We start from the raw sequence: 22,705 nt of genomic DNA, 5'->3' as shown, positions 1-22,705 counted from the left end.
GGGTGGAGGTGGTGGCCGCGGACGTCACCGACGCTGCTGCCGTCGCCGACCTGGTCGCCCGGTACACGCCGAATGCCGTCATCCACGCTGCCGGCGTTCTGGATGACGGGACCGTCGAGGCGTTGACGCCGGAACGCGTGGCTGCGGTGATGGCGGCGAAGGTGGACGGTGCGAGGCACCTTGACGCCGCGACCCGTGACCTGCCGTTGGATGCGTTCGTGCTGTTCTCCTCGTTCGCCGGCTCCGTGGGCTCGGCCGGGCAGGCGAACTATGCCGCCGCGAACGCCGCCTTGGATGCGATCGCCGAGCAGCGCCGCGCCGCCGGGCTCCCCGCGGTCTCCATCGCGTGGGGCAGCTGGGCCGGCGAGGGCATGGCCGGGGATCTCGGCGACCGGCACCGCCGCGGCGGCGTCCGGCCGATGCACCCCGCCACCGCGGTCACCGCCCTGGGGCGCGTCACCGACGGCACCGTCGTCGTCGCCGACATCGACTGGGACACGTTCGGCCCCGCGTTCACCGCCAGCCGGCCCGCGCCCCTCATCGCCGACCTCGCCCCGGCCCGGGACACCCGGAACACCCCGGACACGGCGTCGGCGCTCGCCGCGCGGCTCGCCGCGCTGCCCGCCGGCGAACGGTACCCGCTGCTGCTCGACCTCGTCAGGGACCGCGCCGCCGCCGTCCTCGGCCACGCCGGCACCGGCGCCGTCGGCCCCGACCAGGCGTTCCGCGATCTCGGGTTCGACTCGCTGACCGCCGTCGAGTTCCGCAACGCGGTCGGCGCCGCCACCGGCCTCAGCCTGCCGTCAACGCTCGTGTTCGACTACCCGACCCCGCAGGTCCTCGCCCAGCACCTCCTGGAGACCCTGCTCGGCGCCGCCCCGGCCGCCGCAAACGACACGGCCACGGGTATCGGTACCGACGAGCCGATCGCGGTCGTCGCCATGGCCGGCCGGTTCCCCGGCGGCGCCACGTCACCGGAAGCCCTGTGGGAGCTGCTGATCGAGGGCCGCGACGCGATGGGGGAGTTCCCCACCGACCGCGGCTGGGACCTTGACACCCTGTTCGACCCCGACCCGGACCGCACCGGCACCTCGTACACCCGCGCCGGCGGCTTCCTGCCCGGGGTCGCCGACTTCGACGCCGGGTTCTTCGGCATCAGCCCGCGTGAGGCCCTGGCGATGGACCCGCAGCAGCGGCTGCTGCTGGAGACGGCGTGGGAGGTGTTCGAACGCGCCGGGATCGACCCCGCGACGCTGCGGGGCAGCCAGACCGGCGTGTTCGTCGGTACCAACGGCCAGGACTACGGCGCGGTTCTTGCCCACGCCACCGAGAACGTCGAGGGCTACCAGGGCACCGGCAACGCCGCCAGCGTCGTGTCCGGGCGGCTGTCGTACACGTTCGGGCTCGAAGGACCCGCGGTCACCGTCGACACGGCGTGCTCGGCGTCGCTGGTGGCGCTGCACCTCGCCGTCCAGGCGCTGCACCGTGGCGAGTGCCGGCTCGCGCTCGCCGGTGGCGTCACCGTCATGTCGACCCCCGGCCTGTTCGTCGAGTTCTCTCGCCAGCGGGGTCTCGCGGTCGACGGGCGGTGCAAGGCGTTCTCCGACGACGCCGACGGCACCGGCTGGGGCGAGGGCGTCGGTCTGCTCCTCGTCGAGCGGCTCTCCGATGCCGTCGCCAACGGCCACCCGGTCCTCGCCGTGGTGCGCGGTTCCGCGGTCAACCAGGACGGCGCGTCGAACGGCCTCACCGCCCCGAACGGCCCGTCGCAGCAGCGGGTCATCCGCGCCGCGCTCGCCGCGGCGGATCTGGAGCCGTCCGATGTGGACGCGGTGGAGGCGCACGGCACCGGCACGAGCCTCGGCGACCCGATCGAGGCGCAGGCGCTGATCGCTGTCTATGGAGTGGGTCGGCAGCGGCCGTTATGGTTGGGGTCGGTGAAGTCGAACGTCGGCCACACCCAGGCCGCGGCCGGTGTCGCCGGGGTCATGAAGATGATCCTCGCCCTGCACCACCGCACCCTGCCCAGCACCCTGCACGTCACCGCACCCACCTCACACGTCGACTGGTCGGCGGGGGCCGTCGAGATCCTCACCGAAGCCCAGCCGTGGCCGGACACCGACCGGCCCCGCCGCGCCGGCGTGTCGTCGTTCGGTGTCTCCGGGACCAATGCCCACGTGATCCTGGAGGAGGCCCCGCAGCGGGCGGCGGCCGAGGTGGCGCCCGCGCAGGAGCTGCCCGCGGTGCCGTGGCTGCTGTCCGCGCGCTCCGCCGACGGGCTGCGGGCCCAGGCGGACCGGCTCCGCGCGTACCTCACCGGACGGCCGGACCTCGGCGCCGCCGACGTCGGGCACACCCTCGCCACCAGCCGCGCCGCACTACCGCACCGCGCAGTCGTCGCCGCAGCCGACCACGTCACGCTGCTGCGGCACCTCACCGACCTCGCCGCCGGTACCCCGACCACCGGTGCCGTCACCGGCCACGCCGCACCGGCCGGGAAGGTCGCGTTCCTGTTCCCCGGGCAGGGCTCGCAGTGGGCCGGCATGGCCGTCGGGCTGCTCGACACCGCACCCGTGTTCCGCGAGCACATCATCCGCTGCGAGGCGGCGCTCCAGCCGTACGTCGACTGGCGGCTCACCGACGTCCTGCGCGGCACCCCCGGCGCGCCGTCGCTCGACCGCGTCGACGTCGTCCAGCCGGTCCTGTTCGCCGTCATGGTGTCCCTCGCCGAACTGTGGCGCGCCCACGGCGTCGAACCCGCCGCCGTCGTCGGCCACAGCCAGGGCGAGATCGCCGCCGCCTGCGTCGCCGGGCTCCTCACCCTGCCCGACGCCGCCCGCGTCGTCGCCCTGCGCAGCCAGGCGCTGCTGGCGCTGTCCGGGCGCGGCGGCATGATGTCGGTGTCCGCACCCGTCGACGAGGTCCACCGGCGCATCGCCGGCTGGGCCGGGCGGCTGTCCGTCGCCGCGGTCAACGGCCCAACCTCCGTCGTCGTGTCCGGCGACGTCGACGCCATCGGCGAGCTGCTCGCCGCCTGCGCCGCCGACGACGTGCGGGCCCGCCGCATCGACGTCGACTACGCCTCGCACTCCGCGCACGTCGAGACCATCCGCGACACGCTCCTGGAGGCCCTCGCCCCGGTCCGCCCCGCCGAGCCACGGGTCGCGTTCCGCTCGACGGTCGCCGACGCCGGCGACGTGGTGCCCGGCTCCGCGGAGTACTGGTTCACCAACCTGCGCCACACCGTCGAGTTCGAACCCGCCGTCCGCGCCCTCGCCGGTGCCGGGTTCACCGCGTTCGTCGAGGTCAGCCCGCACCCCGTGGTCACCGTCGGGGTCCAGGAGACCCTCGACGCCGCCGGGTCCGACGCGGTCGTCACCGGCACCCTGCGCCGCGACGACGGCGGCCCCACCCGCTTCCTCACCGCCCTCGCGCAGCTGTGGGTCGCCGGCAGCACCGTCGACTGGAGCGCCGTCTTCGCCGGTTGCGGCGCCCGTACCGTCGACCTGCCCACCTACGCGTTCCAGCGGACCCGCTTCTGGCCCACCCTCAAGCCCGGCGCCGCCGCGACCGGCACGCTCGACGGCCCGTTCTGGGACGCCGTCGAACACGCCGACCTCGACGGCCTCGCCGCCACCCTGCACGTCGAACCGGAAACCCTCGGCCCGCTGCTGCCCGCCCTCACCGCCTGGCACGCCGAGCGGCGCACCGGCGCGGCGATCGCCGGCTGGCGGTACCGGACGACGTGGAAGGCCACCGAACCACCCGCGGCGAAGGCGTCCGGCCCGTGGCTGGCGCTGCTGCCCGCGGGACACACCGCGACCGGCCTGCTCGACGGGCTCGGGCTCGACGTCACACCGGTGACCGTCGATGCCGCCACCGCCGACCGGACCACCCTTGCGGCGGCGGCGTCGGCGGTACCCGCACCCGCCGGCATCCTGTCACTGCTCGCCCTCGACGGACGGCCCCGACCCGACCAGCCGCACGTCACCGCCGGGACGGCCGCGACGCTGCTGCTCACCCAGGCGCTCGGCGACCTCGACCTCACCGCGCCGCTGTGGTGCGTCACCAGCGGCGCCGTGTCCACCGGCCCCGGCGACCCGCTGCGCGCCGTCGACCAGGCCGCCGTCTGGGGCCTCGGCCGCGTCGCCGGCCTCGAACACCCCGGCCGCTGGGGCGGTCTCGTCGACCTGCCCGCGGCGGGCGGCCTCGACGACGCCACCCTGCGCCGGCTCGCCGCCGTCCTCACCGGCGGCGGCGCTGAGGACCAGGTCGCGATCCGGGCCGGCGGCGTCCACGCCCGCCGCCTCACCACCGCACCCGCCGCGACAGCGACCACGACGGGGACCGCCGACTGGCGGCCGACCGGGGCCGTCCTGGTCACCGGCGGCACCGGCGCCCTCGGCGGCCGGATCGCCCGCTGGCTGGCCGGACGCGGGGCCACCCACCTCGTCCTCGCCAGCCGGCGCGGGCCCGACGCGCCCGGCGCCGCCGACCTCAGCGCCGAACTCGCCGCCCTCGGCGCGGGCGTCACCGTCGTCGCCTGCGACCTCGCCGACCGCGCCGCCGTCGCCGCCATGCTCACCGAGGCCGAGACGGCCGCCGGACCGATCAGGGCCGTCGTGCACGCCGCCGGGCTGCCGCAGTCGCAGGCGCTGCCGGACCTGGACCTCGCCGGCTTCGCCGCCGTCTACGCCGGCAAAGCGGCCGGTGCCCGGCACCTCGACGCGCTGCTCGCCGGCCGGGACCTCGACGCGTTCGTCCTGTTCTCCTCGATCGCCGCCGCCTGGGGCAGCGGCGGGCAGGCCGCGTACGCCGCCGGCAACGCCGTCCTCGACGCCGTTGCCGAGGACCGCCGGGCCCGCGGCCTCGCCGCGACCAGTGTGCAGTGGGGCGCGTGGGCCGGCAGCGGCATGGCCGCCGACGACACCAGCCGCGACGCCCTGCTCCGCCGCGGCATCCGGCCGATGCCGCCGGAGACGGCCCTCGCCGCGCTCGCCGGGGCCACCGGCGGACGCGACGCCGTCATCGCCGTCGCCGATATCGACTGGACCCGGTTCGTGCCGGCGTTCACCGCCGCCCGTCCCAGCCCGCTGCTCAGCGAGCTGCCCGGCGTCGCCGAACTCACCGCCACCACCGTCGGGTCCGGCGCCGGTGACGGCAGCGCGGCGCTGCGGGAACGCCTCGCGCCGCTGACCGCCACGCAACGCGACGCGCTGCTGCTCGACCTGGTCCGCGCCGAGGCCGCCGCCGTCCTGCGGCTCGGGGGCGCGGCCGAGCTGGACCCCGCCCGCCCGTTCCGGGAGCTCGGCTTCGACTCCCTCACCGCCGTCGAGCTGCGCAACCGACTCGGCGCGGCGACCGGGCTGCGGCTGCCGGTGACGCTCGTCTTCGACCATCCGACCGCCCGCGCCGTCGCCCGCCACCTCGCCGCCACCCTGGGCGCCGGCGCCGCCGACGCGCCGGCCGCCGGGACGAGGCCCGCTGTCGGGACGAGGCTCGCGGGCGGGGCGGACGAGCCGATCGCGATCGTCGCCATGAGCTGCCGGTTCCCCGGCGGCGCCGGGGACGCCGCAAGCCTCTGGCAGCTGGTGGTCGACGGCACCGACGCCGTCACCGGCATGCCCGACGACCGAGGCTGGGACGTCGCCGGCCTGTACGGCCCGCAGCACGACGGCCGCAGCACCACCACCGAGGGCGGGTTCCTGGACACCGCCGCGCTCTTCGACGCCGGGCTGTTCAACATCTCGCCCCGCGAGGCCCTCGCCATGGACCCGCAGCAGCGGCTGCTGCTGGAGACATCGTGGGAGCTGTTCGAACGCGCCGGGCTCGACCCGGCCACGCTCAAGGGCAGCGCCACCGGCGTGTTCGTCGGGGCGTCGCCGTCCGGGTACGCGTCGAACCTCACCACGGTCCCCGACGAGCTCGCCGGGCACCTGCTCACCGGCAACTCCGGCAGCGTCCTGTCCGGCCGGCTCGCCTACACGTACGGCCTCGAAGGACCGGCCGTCACGATCGACACCGCCTGCTCGTCGTCGCTGGTCGCCCTGCACCTCGCCGTGCAGGCGCTGCGCCGCGGCGAATGCGGCCTCGCCGTCGCCGGTGGCGTGACCGTCATGGCGACCCCCGGGGTGTTCGCCGAGTTCAGCAGGCAGGGCGGCCTCGCCGCGCAGGGCCGCTGCCGGGCGTTCTCCGACGACGCCGACGGCACCGGCTGGGGCGAGGGCGCCGGCCTGCTCCTGATCGAGCGGCTGTCCGACGCGGTCGCCAACGGCCACCCCGTCCTCGCCGTCGTCAAGGGCTCCGCGGTGAACCAGGACGGCGCCTCCAACGGCCTGACGGCCCCGAACGGTCCCGCGCAGCAGCGGGTCATCCGCGCCGCGCTCGCCGACGCCGGGCTCACCCCGGCCGACGTGGACGCGGTCGAGGCGCACGGCACCGGCACCAGCCTCGGCGACCCCATCGAGGCGCAGGCACTCCTGGCGACCTATGGGCAGGACCGGCCCGCGGACCTGCCCCTGTGGCTGGGGTCGTTGAAGTCGAACATCGGCCACACCCAGGCCGCCGCCGGCGTCGCCGGGGTCATCAAGACCGTCATGGCGCTGCGGCACGGCCTGCTGCCCCGCACGCTGCACGTCGACGCGCCGACGAGCAAGGTCGACTGGTCCGAGGGGGCCGTCGGGCTGCTCACCGAGGCCCGTGACTGGCCCGCCCTGGACCGGCCACGCCGCGCCGCCGTGTCCGCGTTCGGCGTCTCGGGTACGAACGCGCACGTCATCCTCGAGGAAGCACCGCCGGCCGCATCGACCGTCGAGCCGGTCGTGCCGCCGGTGGTGCCGTGGCCGGTGTCCGCCCGTACCCCTGAGGCTCTTGAAGCGCAGGTGGACCGGCTGCGGGCCGTGGCGGACCGCAACCCGGTCGACGTCGGGTACTCCCTGGCGACCGGCCGGTTCACGCTGGAGCACCGGGCGGTCCTGCTGGGTGACACCGTGATCCGGGGGAAGGCCCGGGACGGCGGCACCGCGATGCTGTTCACCGGCCAGGGCGCGCAGTGGTCGGGGATGGGCCGCGGCCTCTACAACGCCTACCCGGTCTTCGCGGCAGCCTACGACGAGGTCTGCGCGCACATCGAGGGCCTGCGCGAGGTCGAGGGTGCCGCCGTCGACGAGACGCGGTGGACGCAGCCGGCGTTGTTCGCGGTCGAGGTCGCCCTGTTCCGGCTGTTGGAGTCGTGGGGTCTGCGGCCGGACCACCTGGTCGGTCATTCGATCGGTGAGCTGGCCGCGGCGCACGTGGCTGGGGTGTGGTCCCTGGCAGACGCGTGCAAGGTCGTGGAGGCGCGAGGCCGCCTGATGCAGGAACTGCCGGCGGGCGGCGCCATGATCGCGATCCAGGCCACCGAAGCGGACGTCCGCGCCGCGCTGGTCGCTGGCGCCGAGATCGCGGCGGTCAACGGCCCCGACGCGGTTGTCATCTCCGGCGACGAAGACGCGGTCACCAACGTTGCCGCGCGGTTCGGCAAGACCAAGCGGCTGCGGGTGAGCCACGCGTTCCACTCCGCGCGGATGGACGGGATGCTGGCGGCGTTCCGTGAGGTGCTGTCGACCGTGACGTTCCACCAGCCGGTGATCCCGATCGCCACCACGTCCACCGGTGACGTCACGGACCTGGATTACTGGTTGGACCAGGTGCGGGGGACGGTCCGGTTCGCCGACGCCGTCGAAGCGGTCCGCGAGAAGGGCGTGACCCGATTCCTGGAGGTCGGGCCGGACGGAGTCCTGTCCGCCCTGGTCGACGGCATCCCCGCGATGCGCAAAGGCCGCGACGAGCCGCTCACCCTCATGACCGCGGTCGCCCGGGCGCACGTCGACGGCTGGTCCCCGGACTGGACCGCCATCCACGCCGGCGGGCGGCGGGTCGAGCTGCCCACGTACCCGTTCCAGCGGCAGCGGTACTGGATCGACACCCCCGAACCGAGCGAACCCGGCATCGGCCACCCGCTCCTGAGCGTCGTCGTCCCGGTCGCCGGTGGCGACGGGGTCCTCGTCACCGGCAAGGCCTCCGTCCACCAGCACCCGTGGCTGGCCCAGCACGTCGTCCACGGTGTCGCGTACGTGCCTGGCGCCGTCCTCGTCGACCTCGCCGTGCGCGCCGCCGACGAGGCCGGCTGCGACCGCCTCGACGAGCTCGTCCTCGAGGCGTCGCTGCCGGTCCCCGCCGGCGGGCGGCTGCAGCTGCAGGTCGCCGTCGGCGACGCCGACCGGCTCGGCTCCCGGCCGGTCACCGTGTTCAGCCGCACCGGCGGCGAGCCGTGGACCCGGCACGCCCACGGCAGCGCCTCCACCGCCCCGGCCGGTGCCGCCGACCGGCTGACGCAGTGGCCGCCGGCCGCCGCCGAACCCGTCGCCGTCGACACGCTGTACGAGCGGTGGGCCGGCGCCGGCTTCGCGTACGGGCCCGCGTTCCGGGGGCTGCGCGCCGCATGGCGGTCGGGTGACAGCCTCTACGCCGACGTCGAGGTCGAGCCGCAGCCCGGCGACGACGGCTTCGGGCTGCGGCCCGCGCTGCTCGACGCGGCCCTGCACGCCCTCGCCCTCGGCGCGCTGCCGGGCCTCGACGGGGATCTGCTGCCGTTCGCGTGGAACGGGTTCACGCTGCACGCCACCGGCGCCCGCCGGCTGCGGGTGCGGCTCACCCCGACCGGCCGCCCCGGCGGGGTCGCCATCCTCGCCACCGACCCGACCGGCGCCCCGGTCGTCTCCGTCGACGCCCTCGTGATGCGGCCCACCGGCGAAGCCCCGGCCGGGCGGCCGGCGGTGCCCGTACCGTCGCAGCCGGCGCAAACCGTCGAGCCGCTGCGGCGGTCGGTCGCCGCGGCCGCCCCGACCGGCAACGCCCTCGCCGCCCGGCTCGCCGGCCTCGCCGAGGCCGAGCAGCGCGCGTTCCTCACCGACCTGGTCCGGGAGCACACCGCCACGGTCCTCGGCTACGCCGACGCGAGCGCCGTCGACGCCGATCAGCCGTTCCAGAACCTGGGCATCAACTCGCTCACCGCCGTCGAGCTGCGCAACGCCCTCACCGAGGCCGGCGGGGTCCGGCTACCGGCCACGCTCGTCTTCGACCAGCCGACCCCGGCCGCCGTCGCCGCCCACCTGCGGCACGAACTGCTCGGCCTTCCGGACACCGCCGCCGAACCGGAGACCGTGTCCGCGACCGTCGACGAGCCGATCGCGATCGTCGGCATGGCGTGCCGCTACCCGGGCGACGTCAACAGCGCCGACGACCTGTGGAACCTCGTCATGGCCGGCGGCGACGCGATCACGCCGTTCCCGACGAACCGCGGCTGGGACGTCGAGGCGCTGTACGACCCCGACCCCGACGCGCCCGGCACCTGCTACGCGCAGGGCGGCGGCTTCCTGCACGACGCCGGCGACTTCGACCCCGCGTTCTTCGGCATCTCGCCCCGCGAGGCGCTCGCCATGGACCCGCAGCACCGGCTGCTGCTGGAGACCTCGTGGGAGGCCGTCGAACACGCCGGCATCGACCCGGTGTCGCTGCGCGGCAGCCAGACCGGTGTGTTCGCCGGCGTCACGTACCAGGACTACGTCGGCCTGCTGATGCTCGCGAAGGAGTCCGCGGAGGGCCTCATCGGCAGCGGCAACTCCTTCAGCGTCCTGTCCGGCCGGATCGCGTACACGTTCGGGCTCGAAGGACCCGCCGTGTCGGTGGACACCGCGTGCTCGTCGTCGCTGGTCGCGCTGCACTGGGCGATCCAGTCGCTGCGCGCCGGCGACTGCACCCTCGCCCTCGCCGGCGGCGTCACCGTCATGTCGACCCCGGTGTCGCTCATCGACTACAGCCGGCAGCGGGCCCTCGCCCCCGACGGCCGGTGCAAGCCGTTCTCCGCCGCGGCCGACGGTGCCAGCTGGTCCGAAGGCGCCGGCATGGTCCTGCTCGAACGGCTCAGCGACGCGCGGCGCAACGGGCACACCGTCCTCGCCGTCATCCGCGGCAGCGCCGTCAACCAGGACGGCGCCTCCAACGGCCTCACCGCCCCGAACGGCCCCGCCCAGCAGCGGGTCATCCGCCGTGCGCTGGCCAACGCCCGGCTCGCCCCCGCCGACGTCGACGCCGTCGAGGCGCACGGCACCGGTACCCCGCTCGGCGACCCCATCGAGGCGCAGGCGCTGCTCGCCACGTACGGCCAGCGCCGCCCCGACGACCGCCCGCTGTGGCTCGGGTCGCTGAAGTCGAACATCGGCCACCCGCAGGCGGCGGCCGGCGTCGGCGGCGTGATCAAGATGGTCCAGGCGCTGCGGCACGGGATCCTGCCGCAAACCCTGCACGTCACCGAACCGTCCCCGCACGTCGACTGGACCGCCGGCAACGTCGAGCTGCTGACCGAGGCCCGTGACTGGCCCGCCGTGGACCGGCCGCGCCGCGCCGGCGTGTCGTCGTTCGGGATGAGCGGCACCAACGCCCACGTCATCCTGGAGGCGGCGCCGCCGGCCGACGCCGCGGCCGAGCCGGTCGCGCCGCCGGTGGTGCCGTGGCCGGTGTCCGCCCGGTCCGTGGAGGCCCTTGACGCGCAGGTGGACCGGCTGCGGACCGTGGCGGACCACAACCCGGTCGACGTCGGCTACTCCCTGGCCACCGGCCGGTCCATGTTCGACCACCGGGCGGTCCTGCTCGGCGACACCGTGGTCCGGGGCCGGGTCCGTGGCGGCGGCACGGCGATGCTGTTCACGGGTCAGGGCGCCCAGTGGTCGGGGATGGGCCGCGGCCTCTACGCGGCGTTCCCGGTCTTCGCGGCGGCCTACGACGAGGTCTGCGCGCACATCGAGGGCCTGCGCGAGGTCGAGGGTGCCGTCATCGATGAGACCCGGTGGACGCAGCCGGCCCTGTTCGCGGTCGAGGTGGCCCTCTTCCGGCTGCTGGAGTCGTGGGGCCTGCAGCCGGATCACCTCATCGGCCATTCGATCGGTGAACTGGCCGCGGCCCACGTAGCAGGCGTCTGGTCCCTGGAAGACGCGTGCAAGGTGGTTGAGGCGCGGGGCCGGTTGATGCAGGCGCTGCCCCCAGGTGGGGCGATGGTGGCGGTCCAGGCGGCCGAGGCGGACGTGCGCAACGTGCTGGTCGACGGTGCGGAGATCGCCGCGGTCAACGGCCCCGACGCGATCGTTGTCTCCGGCGACGAGGAAGCGGTCATCAGCGTCGCCGCGCGGTTCGCGAAGACGAAGCGGTTGCGGGTGAGTCACGCGTTCCATTCGGCGCGGATGGACGGCATGCTGGCGGCGTTCCGCGACGTACTCAGCACGGTGGCGTTCCGCCCGCCGGTGATCCCGATCGCGACCACGTCGACCGGGGACGTGACGGACCCGGACTACTGGTTGGACCAGGTGCGGGGGACGGTCCGGTTCGCGGACGCAGTAGCAGCGCTCCGCCAGAAGGGCGCGACCCGGTTCCTGGAGGTCGGCCCGGACGGGGTGCTGTCCGCGCTGGTCGACGGTATTCCGGCGATGCGCAAGGGTCGGGACGAGCCGCTCACCCTGATGACCGCGGTCGCCCGGGTGCACGTCGAAGGCTGGTCCCCGGACTGGACCGCCATCCACGCCGGCGGACGCCGGGTCGAGCTGCCCACGTACGCGTTCCAGCGCAAGCAGTACTGGCCGAGCATCGAACCGCCGAAGACCGCCACCGACACCGCCGACGCCGCGTTCTGGGCGGCCGTCGACGACCTCGACACGCTCGCCGGCACCCTGCAGGTCGACCCGCAGGCCCTCGCCGGCGTCCAGCCTGCCCTCGCCTCCTGGCGGCGCCGCCGCAGCGAGCAGTCCACCGTGGACACCTGGCGGTACCAGGTCCGCTGGCGCCCCGCCACGCTCGACCAGGCCGGGACGCTCACCGGCACGTGGCTCGTCCTGCACCGCACCCCGGACGCGCTCGTCGACCGCATCGCCGCCGGCCTCGCCGCCGCCGGCGCCACCGCGCTGCCGGTCACCGAGATCCCCGGCGGCGACCACGCCGGGATCGTGTCGCTGCTCGCGTTGCAGGACGGCGGCGACGGTGTCGTGCCCGCCGCGATCGCCGCCACCACCGACCTGATCCAGCGGACCGCCGGCGCCGGCGCCCCGCTGTGGGTGCTCACCAGCGGCGCCGTGTCCATCGGCGCCTCCGACCCGCTGCGCTCACCCGTCCACGCCGGTGTCTGGGGGCTCGGCCGGGCCGCCGCCCTGGAGTACCCGCACCGCTGGGGCGGCCTCGTCGACCTGCCCGGAACCGTCGACGACCGCACCGTCCAGCGCCTGGTCGCCGTCCTGGCCGCGCCGGCGGGGGAGGACCAGGTCGCCGTCCGCGGCTCCGGGGTCTTCGTCCGGCGCCTCGTGCACGCCCCCACCGCACAGCGGCCCGCCGCCACCACCTGGCGCCCGCGCGGCACCGCGCTCGTCACCGGCGGCACCGGCGCCCTCGGCGGCCACGTCGCCCGCTGGCTCGCCCGCGGCGGCGCCGACCACCTCGTCCTCACCAGCCGCCGCGGCGACGCCGGCCCGGGTGCCGCCCAGCTGCGCGCCGAACTGGAGGCCCTCGGCGTCCGCGTCAGCATGCCCGCCTGCGACGTCGCCGACCGCGCCGCCGTCGCCGCGCTCCTGGCGACCCTGCCGGACCTGCGGGTCGTCGTGCACGCCGCTGGTGTCCCGCAGTCGATGGTCCTCGACGGCATGACCGCCGCCGACTTCGCCGCCGTCTACGCGCCCAAGGCCGCCGGCGCCGCCCACCTCGCCGAGCTGCTCGCCGACCGCGACCTCGACGCGTTCGTGCTGTTCTCGTCCATCTCCGCGACCTGGGGCAGCGGCGGGCAGGCGGCGTACGCGGCCGCCAACGCCGTCCTCGACGGCATCGCCCAGCACCGCCGCGCCGCCGGCCGCACCGGCACCGCCGTCGCGTGGGGCCCATGGGGCGGCGGCGGCATGGTCACCGCCGAGGAAGGCACCGAGGAGTTCCTGCGCCGCCGCGGCCTGCACGTGCTCGACCCGGCGCTGGCGATCGGCGCCCTGCAGGCCGCGCTCGACGCCGACGAGACGGCACTCACCGTCGCCGACGTCGACTGGGCCAGGTTCGCGCCCGGCTTCACCGGCTCCCGGCCCAGCCCGCTGCTCGGCGACCTGCCCGAGGTCGCGGCGCTGGACACCGCCGCCGACCCGGCCGCCGCTGCCGCCGCCGGCACCCTGCGCGAACGGCTCGCCGCGATGAGCCCCGCCGACCGGGCCGGCATCCTGCTCGACCTGGTCCGGGCCGAGGCGGCGACCGCGCTCGGGCACGCGAGCGCCGGCGCCGTCGACGCCGAGCAGGCGTTCCGGGACCTCGGCTTCGACTCGCTCACCGCGGTCGAGCTGCGCAACCGCCTCAACGCCGCCACCGGGCTGCGGCTGCCCGCGACCCTGCTGTTCGACCACCCGACCGCGACCGCCCTCGCCGCCCACCTCGCCACCGAACTGGTCGGCGCCGACGCGCCGGAGGCGCAGCAGGCCCCGCAGGTCACGGCGTACACCGACGAACCCATCGCGGTCGTCAGCATGAGCTGCCGGTTCCCCGGCGGGGTCAGCACCCCGGAAGCGCTGTGGGACCTCGTCGTCGGCGGCGGCGACGCCGTGTCGGCGTTCCCCACCGACCGCGGCTGGGACCTCGACGGCCTCTACGACCCCGACCCCGACCACGCCGGCACCTCCTACGTCCGCGAAGGCGGCTTCCTCGCCGGCGTCGCCGACTTCGACCCGCAGTTCTTCGGCATCTCCCCGCGTGAGGCGCTCACCATGGATCCCCAGCAGCGGCTGCTGCTGGAGGTCGCCTGGGAGGCGTTCGAACGCGCCGGCATCGACCCGCTGTCCGTGCGCGGCGAACGGGTCGGCGTGTTCGCCGGCACCAACGGCCAGGACTACATCGCGACCCTCGCCGCCGCGTCCGCGTTCGACGAGGGCTACGTCGGCACCGGCAACACCGCCGCGGTCCTGTCCGGCCGGATCTCCTACACGCTCGGCCTGGAAGGCCCCGCCGTTACCGTCGACACCGCCTGCTCCTCGTCGCTGGTCGCGATGCACTGGGCCGCGCAGGCGCTGCGCAACGGCGAGTGCGAGCTCGCCCTCGCCGGTGGTGTCACCGTCATGACCACCCCCGGCTCGTTCATCGCGTTCAGCCGGCAGCGCGGGCTCGCCACCGACGGGCGCTGCAAAGCCTTCTCCGCCGACGCCGACGGCACCAACTGGGGCGAGGGCGCCGGGCTGGTCCTGCTCGAACGGCTCAGCGACGCGCAACGCAACGGCCACACCGTCCTCGCCGTCATCCGCGCCGGCGGCATCAACCAGGACGGCGCCTCCAACGGCCTCACCGCCCCCAACGGCCCCGCCCAGCAGCGGCTCATCCAGCAGGTCCTCGCGACCGCCGGGCTGCGCGCCGCCGACGTCGACCTCGTCGAGGCGCACGGCACCGGCACCAGCCTCGGCGACCCGATCGAGGCGCAGGCGCTGCTGGCCACCTACGGCCAGGACCGCCCCGCCGACCGTCCACTGTGGCTCGGCTCGGTCAAGTCCAACATCGGGCACACCCAGGCCGCCGCCGGCGTCGCCGGGGTCATCAAGGCCGTCCAGGCGCTCCGGCACCGGATCCTGCCGCCGACCCTGCACGCCGCCACACCGTCCACCCACGTCGACTGGACCGCCGGCGCCGTCCGGCTCGTCACCGAGGCCGCCGACTGGCAGCCGGCCCAGGGACCGCGCCGCGCCGGCGTGTCCGCGTTCGGGATCAGCGGCACCAACGGCCACCTCATCCTCGAAGAGGCGCCCCCAGTCGCCGACGCGTCAGGTGTACCGGCACCGCCCGCGGGACCGGTCGCGCTGCTGCTGTCCGCCCGGGGCGAGGGCGCGCTCGCCGCCCAGGCCGCGGCGCTCGCCGGGCACCTCGACGCCCACCCGCGGCTGCACCCGGCCGACGCCGCCGCGACCCTCGCCACCGGCAGGGCGCTGCTCACCGACCGCGCCACCGTCGTCGGTGCCGGCCGCGACGACCTCCTCGCCGGCCTGCGGGCCCTCGCCGGGGGCACCGGCCACCCGGCCGTGGTCCGCGCCGACGCCGCCCGGCCCGGCCGCACCGCGGCCCTGTTCACCGGCCAGGGCGCCCAGCGCGCCGGCATGGGCCAGCAGCTGTACGCCACCTACCCGGTGTTCGCCGCCGCGTTCGACGACGCCTGCGCCCGCTTCGACGTCGTCCTCGAACGTCCACTGCGCGAGGTCGCGTTCGCCGGCGGCGACGCCCTCGACCGCACCGGCAACACCCAGCCGGCCCTGTTCGCGTTCGAGCTGGCGATGTACCGCCTCGCCGAGTCGGTCGGGCTGGCCGCCGACGCGCTCATCGGCCACTCCATCGGCGAGGTCGTCGCCGCCCACGTCGCCGGGGTGTTCGACCTCGACGACGCGTGCCGGCTCGTCGCCGCCCGGGCCGCGCTCATGCAGGCCCTGCCCACCGGCGGCGCCATGGTGGCACTGCAGGCCACCGAGGACGAGGTGCTGCCCCTGCTGGCCGGCCCCGCCGCGGCCGGTCTCAGGACCGGCGCCGGTGCCGTGGCCGCGGCCGGGATCGCCGCGGTCAACGGTCCGCACGCCGTCGTCGTCTCCGGCGACGAGGCCGCGGTCGAGCGGATCGCCGCGCACTTCGCCGCGGCGGGCCGGCGCACCCGGCGGCTGCGGGTCTCGCACGCGTTCCACTCCCCGCGGATGGACGGCATGCTCGCCGAGTTCGGCCGGGTCGCCGCCACCGTCGCCTACCACCCGCCGCGGCTGCCGGTGATCAGCAACCTCACCGGCACGTTCGCCGCCGCGGGGGAGCTGGCCGACCCCGGGTACTGGGTCCGGCACGTCCGCGAGGCGGTCCGCTTCGCCGACGGGATCGCCGCCCTGCACGCCGCCGGGTACAGCCGCTTCGTCGAGGTCGGCCCGGACGCCGTGCTCACCGCCATGGCCCAGGACAGCCTGCCGCAGGACGCCACCTGCGTCGCGCTGTCCCGCCGGGACCGGCCGGAGACCGAGGCGTTCCTGCGCGGCGCCGCGCAGCTCGTCACCGCCGGGGTGACCCTCGACCGGGCCGCCGCGTTCACCGCCGCCGGCGCCCGTCCCGCCGACCTGCCCACGTACGCGTTCCAGCGCACCCGGTTCTGGCCGCGCCCCGGCACCGGCGCCGCTGCCGGTCTCGCCGGGGCCGGGCTCGGCAGCGCCGACCACCCGCTGCTCGGCGCCGCCGTCACCCTCGCCGACGTCGGCACGGCCGTGCTCACCGGCCGGCTGTCGACCCGTACCCACCCGTGGCTCGCCGACCATGCCCTCCCCGGCGCGGTCATCGTCCCCGGCACGGCGCTGCTGGAACTGGCGCTACGGGCCGGCGACGAGGTCGGCTGCCCGTTCGTCGACGAGCTCACCCTCGCCGCGCCGCTGATCCTGCCCGACCGGGGCGCCGTGGAGGTCCAGGTCCGCGTCGACCCGCCCGCCGGGGAGGCCGGCAGTGACACCGGCCGCCCGGTCACCATCCACGCCCGGCCCGCCGGCGGCGACCAGCCGTGGACGCTGCACGCCACCGGCCAGCTGGCGGCCGGGGCGGCCCCGGCGGGTGACCCCGACCCGGTGTGGCCGCCGGCCGGCGCCGAGCCGCAGCCCCTTGACGGGTTCTACGCCGCCCTCGCCACCGCCGGGTTCCGGTACGGCCCGGCGTTCCAGGGCCTGCAGGCCGTGTGGCGGGCCGGCGACGACGTGTGCGCCGAGGTCGCGCTGCCCGAGCCGGCCACGGAGGACGCCGACCGGTTCACCGTCCACCCGGCGCTGCTCGACGCGGCCCTGCACGCCGTCGCGTTCACCGGCCTCGGCCGCACCGACCGCGGCCGGCTGCCGTTCGCGTGGACCGGCGTCACCGTCCACGCCACCGGCGCCACCAGGCTGCGGGTGCGGCTGCGGACCATCGGCGCCGACGCGGTCGCGCTGAGCGTCACCGACCCGGCCGGCGCCCCCGTCGCGACCGTGGCGTCACTGACCCTGCGAGAGCTGTCCGCGGCCCGCACCCCGGCGGCACCTGTCGCCGAGGGACTGCTGCGCCTGGACTGGCCGGCGCTGCGCCTGCCGGCCGTCGAAGCGGCGCCGCAGCGCTGGGCGGTCGTCGGCGACGACCCGCTCGGCTTCGGGGCGGCCGCGGACGCCGCCGGCGTCCACCTGGAGACCTACGCCGACCTGGCGGCCCTCGCCGCGGCCGCCGACCACGGCGCCCGCGTCCCCGGCACCGTCTTCATCGTCAGCGCCGGCACCGAAACGGCCGAAACGGTACACGCGCTTGCCGGACGGGCCCTCACCGCCGTGCAGGAGTGGCTGGCGGCCCCCGCGTTCGGCGGATCCCAGCTGGTGTTCGTCACCCGCGACGCCGTCGGCGACGACGTGCGCGACCCAGCCGCCGCGGCCGTCCACGGCCTGGTCCGCTCCGCCCAGACGGAGCACCCCGGCCGCTTCGTCCTCGTCGACCTCGACACCGCCGCCGACTCCGTCGCCGCGCTGCCCGCCGCCCTCGCCACCGGCGAGCCGGCGCTGCTGCTGCAGGGCGGCACCGCCCGCATCCCGCGCCTCGCGGCGGTCGACGGCACCGAGGAGCTCACCCCGCCGGACGGCCCGTGGCGGCTGACCCCGGGCGAGAACGGCACCCTCGACAGCCTCACCGTCGAGCCCGCCGACGAGGCCGCCGGCGAGCTACGCCCCGGGCAGGTGCGCATCGCCGTGCGCGCCGGCGGCGTCAACTTCCGCGACGTGCTCAACGCCCTCGGCATGTACCCGGGCGACGCAGGCTCCCTCGGCCAGGAAGGCGCCGGCGTCGTCACCGAGGTCGGGCCCGGCGTCACCGGGTTCGCCGCCGGCGACCGGGTCATGGGCATGTTCCCCGGAGCGTTCGGCCCCGTCGCCGTCGCCGACCATCGCATGATCGTCGCCGTCCCCGCCGGCTGGTCCAATGCGCAGGCGGCGTCGGTGCCGCTGGTGTTCCTCACCGCGTACTACGCCCTGGTCGACCTCGGCGGGCTGCGCCCCGGCGAGCGGGTCCTGGTGCACGCCGCCGCGGGCGGCGTCGGCATGGCCGCCGTCCAACTCGCCCGGCACCTCGGCGCCGAGGTCCTCGCCACCGCCGGCACCGGCAAATGGCCGGTCGTGCGCGACCTCGGCGTCCCCGGCACCCACCTCGCCTCGTCGCGGACCCTCGCGTTCGAGCCGCAGTTCCTGGAGCTGACCGGCGGCGACGGCGCCGACCTCGTCCTCAACGCGCTCGCCCGGGAGTTCGTCGACGCGTCGCTGCGGCTGCTGCCGCGCGGCGGCCGGTTCCTGGAGATGGGCAAGACCGACGTCCGCGACGCGGACGCCGTCGCCGCCGCGCACCCGGGCGTGCGCTACCGCGCCTTCGACCTGATCGAGGCCGGGCCGGACCGCATCGGTGCCATGCTCCGCGAGCTCGTCGCCCTGTTCGAGCGGGGGGTCCTCACCCCGCTGCCGGTGACCGCCTGGGACGTGCGCCGGGCCCGCGACGCGTTCCGCTACGTCAGCCAGACCCGGCACGTCGGCAAGGTCGTCCTCACGTTCCCGGCGCCGCTGCGCCCGGAGCACACCGCGCTCGTCACCGGCGGCACCGGCGGCCTCGGCGCGCAGGTCGCCCGCCACCTGGTGACCCGGCACGGCATCCGGCACCTGCTGCTGGCCAGCCGCAGCGGCGAGCGGGCCGCCGGCGCCGAGCAACTGCGGGCCGAGCTGACCGCGCTCGGCGCCGAGGTGACCGTCGCCGCCTGCGACGTCGCCGACCGGGCCGCGGTCGCCGCGCTCATCGCGTCGGTGCCCGCCGGCCGGCCGCTGACCGCGGTCGTGCACACCGCCGGGGTCCTCGACGACGGCACCGTCGGCGGCCTCGACGCCGCCCGCCTGTCGGCGGTGCTGCGCCCCAAGGCGGACGCCGTCGCCCACCTCGACGAGCTGACCGCCGGGCACGACCTGGCCGTGTTCGCCGTGTACTCCTCGGTGTCCGGGCTCGTCGGCGGCGCCGGGCAGGCCAACTACGCCGCGGCGAACGCCTGCCTCGACGCGTGGGCGCAGCGCCGGTCCGCAAGAGGGCTGCCGGCGACCGCGCTCGCCTGGGGGCCGTGGACCACCGCGAGCGGCATGACCGGCGAGCTGACCGGCACCGACATCCGCCGCATGTCCCGCGGCGGCCTGCTGCCGCTGGACGCCGAGCGCGGCCTGGCCCTGTTCGACGCCGCCGTCGGGCGCGCCGAACCCCTCGCCGTGCCGGTCCGCCTGGACCTGCCGACGCTGCAGACCCTCGGCGACGGCCTGGCCCCGCTGCTGCGCGGTCTGGTCCGGGCACCCGCCCGGCGCGCCGCCGGCCGCGCGGCCACCGGCGCGGTGCCGCTGGCGCAGCGGCTCGCCGGCGAGACCGCCGAAGGCCGCGAGACGCTCCTGCTCGACTTCGTCCGTGCCCAGGTCGCCGCGGTGCTCGGCTTCACCACCCCCGACGCCGTGCCGCCCGGGCAGAGTTTGCTGGAGGCGGGCTTCGACTCGCTCACCGCCGTCGAGCTGCGCAACCGCATCGGCGCCGCCACCGGCCTGCGGCTGCCCCCGACGCTGGTGTTCGACCACCCGACCCCGGCCGCGCTCGCCGCGCACCTGCTCGGTGAGCTGGACCTGCACGCCGCCGCGCCGGCACCCGCCGCGGCCGCCGCCGACACCGGCGGCCACGGCGAACCCCGCGAGGACGGCATCGGTGCGATGTTCCGCGACGCCTGCCGCAACGGCCAGGTCGACCAGGGCTACGCGCTGCTGCGCGCCGCCGCCGCGCTGCGCCCCACGTTCAAGGCCCGCGCCGACTTCGGCCGCGAGCTCCAGCCGGTCAAGCTCGCCGCCGGGCCGACCCGTCCAGTGCTCGTCTGCTTCAGCTCGTTCGTCGCGCTCGCCGGCGTCCACCAGTACGCGCGACTCGCCGCCAACCTCCGCGACACCTACGACGTGTGGGCACTGTCGGTGCCGGGCTTCCTCACCGGCGAGCGGCTCCCCGCGACCTGGGAGACGGTCACCGAGATGCAGGCCGAACTCGTCCGGGAGTGCGCCGGCGACCGGCCCGCGGTCCTGCTCGGCTCCTCCGGCGGCGGGCTGCTCGCCCACGCCGCCGCGACCCGGCTGCACGAGCTCGGCGCCCCCGCCGCCGGGGTGGTCCTGCTGGACACGTACCCGGCGACCGAGGACTCGCCCCTCGCGAAGTTCCAGGCCGAACTCATCGACGGCATGTTCGACCGGCAGGGCCTGTTCACCACCCTCGACTCGGCCCGGCTGACCGCGATGAGCTGGTACTTCGACCTGTTCGGCGGCTGGCGACCGGGGCCACTGAGCACCCCGACGCTGCTGCTGCGCTCCTCGGAGCCGATCGTCGCCGCCGGGCCCGACGGGCAGCCGTACGCGCGGCACGAGTGGCAGACGTCCTGGCAGGGCGCGGACACGACCCAGGACGTGCCCGGCAACCACTTCACGATGATGGAGCACCACGCCGGCTCGACCGCCCAGGCGGTGCGGCGGTGGGTCGACGAGTTGAAAGGTGCACGATGAGCATGACCACCACCAGCGACCTGTGGGTGCGCCGGTACCACCCCCGCCCGGACGCCCCGGTCCGGCTGGTGTGCTTCCCGCACGCCGGCAGCTCGGCTCCGTACTTCGTGCCCGTCTCGGCCAACGCCGGACCGGGCGTCGACGTGCTGTCCGTGCAGTACCCGGGCCGGCAGGAACGGCGCGCCGAGCCGCTCATCGACGACCTGCGGGTGCTCGCCGACCGGTGCACCGACGCGGTCCTGCCCTGGCTGGACCGGCCGTTCGCGCTGTTCGGCCACAGTATGGGCGCCACCGTCGCGTTCGAGGTGGCCCGCCGGCTCACCGCCATGTCCCGGGAACCCATGCACCTGTTCGTCTCCGGCCGCCGGGCCCCGTCCCGGCTGCGCGACGAGGACGTCCACCGCCGCGACGACGCCGGCATCATCGCCGAGATGAAGTCGCTCAGCGGCACCGACACCCGGGTCTTCGACGAGGAGGAGCTGCTGCGCGCGGTGCTGCCGGTCGTCCGCAACGACTACAAGGCCGCCGAGACGTACGTGTACACCGAAGGCGAGCCGCTGCGCTGCCCGGTGACCGTGTTCACCGGCCACGACGACCCGAAGGTCAGCGTCGAGGAGGCCGACGCCTGGCGCGGCCACACGACCGGGCCGGCGGTGCTGCACGTCTACGACGGCGGCCACTTCTTCCTCGCGCGGCACCAGGCCGCCGTCCTGGCGGTCATCGCCGGGTCGATGACCCCCGCCGCCGTCTGAACCTCGGAAAGGAGCCGACTTCCGATGCGGGTGCTGTTCGTGACGCTGCCGGAGAAGTCCCACCTGTTCTGCATGACGCCGATCGCGTGGGCGGTGCGCGCCGCCGGCCACGAGGTCCGCGTCGCCAGCTCGCCGGCGTTCACCGACGTCATCGCCCGCACCGGCATGACCGCGGTCGGCGTCGGCGACGACAGCAACATCAGCGCCGCGATGGCGCAGCACCGCGAGTCGCAGGAGGTCGAGTCGGTCGACTGGAGCGAGCTCGACCCGGCGAAGCTCACCTGGGAGCGGGAGCTGGAACGGGCCCAGATGGGCGCCTGGGGCTTCGCCTACTACAACGAGCCGATGATCGCCGACCTGGTCGCGTTCGCCCGGCACTGGCGGCCCGACCTCGTCGTGTGGGACCCGCTCACCTACGCCGGCCCGCTCGCCGCCGGCGCCGTCGGTGCCGCGCACGTGCGCTCCATGTGCTTCGCGGACGTGTGGGCGATGAAGCGGCAGCTGTTCACGAAGCTGCGCGACGAGGTACCGCAGCAGCAGCGCGAAGACCCGATGGCGGACTGGCTCGGCGGGCACGCCGAGGCGCTCGGCGGCACCTTCACCGAGGAGCTCATCACCGGGCAGCTGACCCTGGACCCGTTGCCGGAGCGGCTGTCGGTGCCGTCGGACGTGCGGCGGGTCCCGGTGCGGTTCGTGCCGTACAACGGCCCGGCCGTCGTGCCGGACTGGCTCGCCGAGCCCGCCGCGCGGCCCCGCGTGTGCCTGAGCCTCGGCGCGGCCAACACCGAACGCTACGGCGGCGACTACGTGTCGAAGGCCGCGGTCCTCGAGGCGCTGTCGGACCTCGACGTCGAGGTCGTCGCCGCGCTGCTGCCCGCCCAGGTGCAGGAGCTGGACCGGGTGCCGGACAACGCCCGCGTGGTGCAGTCCGTGCCGCTGCACGCGCTGCTGCCCAGCTGCGCCGCGCTGATCCACCACGGCGGCTTCGGCAGCTACGCCACCGCCCTCGTGCACGGCGTGCCGCAGCTGTTCGTCTCGACCCCGGTCGCCGACCAGACCCTGCGCGCCACCGGCCTGCAGGAGGCGGGGGCGGGTCTGTTCCTGCCGCACGTGCAGGCCGGGCCGCAGCAGATCCGCGACGCGGTCAGCCGCCTCGTGTCGGAGCCCGGGTTCGCCGGCAACGCCGCGACGCTGCGGGACGAGGCGCTGCGGCGGCCCGCCCCGGCGCAGGTCGTCGCCGAACTCGAACGGTTCACCGCCGAGCAGCGCCCGGCGGCCTGGCGGCGCCCCTAACGTCCCGAG

The 22,705-nt window shown here is 76.1% G+C and carries 3 protein-coding genes; all 3 read left to right on the top strand.

Annotation, left to right across the window (positions count from 1 at the left end; genetic code table 11):
• Positions 1–11 precede the first annotated feature (11 nt).
• The 3 genes from AB0H83_RS25760 to AB0H83_RS25750 are packed head-to-tail and all read left to right on the top strand — an operon-like array spanning position 12 to position 22,696.
• Positions 12–20,651, top strand: coding sequence for a type I polyketide synthase (locus AB0H83_RS25760; protein ID WP_360098671.1), 20,640 nt, complete (start codon positions 12–14; stop codon positions 20,649–20,651).
• Complete coding sequence (locus AB0H83_RS25755) at positions 20,648–21,403, top strand: alpha/beta fold hydrolase (RefSeq protein ID WP_360098669.1); 756 nt, start codon at positions 20,648–20,650, stop codon at positions 21,401–21,403. The genes AB0H83_RS25760 and AB0H83_RS25755 overlap by 4 nt, the downstream gene beginning before the upstream one ends.
• A gap of 24 nt (positions 21,404–21,427) precedes the next feature.
• Positions 21,428–22,696, top strand: a complete 1,269-nt coding sequence (locus AB0H83_RS25750; protein WP_360098667.1) for an activator-dependent family glycosyltransferase — start codon at positions 21,428–21,430, stop codon at positions 22,694–22,696.
• Positions 22,697–22,705 lie beyond the last annotated feature (9 nt).

The sequence above is a fragment of the Dactylosporangium sp. NPDC050688 genome (assembly GCF_040654515.1).
Classification (GTDB): Bacteria; Actinomycetota; Actinomycetes; order Mycobacteriales; family Micromonosporaceae; genus Dactylosporangium.
Note: the sequence above shows the minus strand (reverse complement) of the source record. Positions and strands in the feature narration are given on the sequence as shown.

Bases quoted from the DNA above. Each gene is read 5' to 3' on its own strand.
- AB0H83_RS25755 (WP_360098669.1), top strand. From the start codon at position 20,648: ATGAGCATGACCACCACCAGCGACCTGTGGGTGCGCCGGTACCACCCC.
- AB0H83_RS25750 (WP_360098667.1), top strand. From the start codon at position 21,428: ATGCGGGTGCTGTTCGTGACGCTGCCGGAGAAGTCCCACCTGTTCTGC.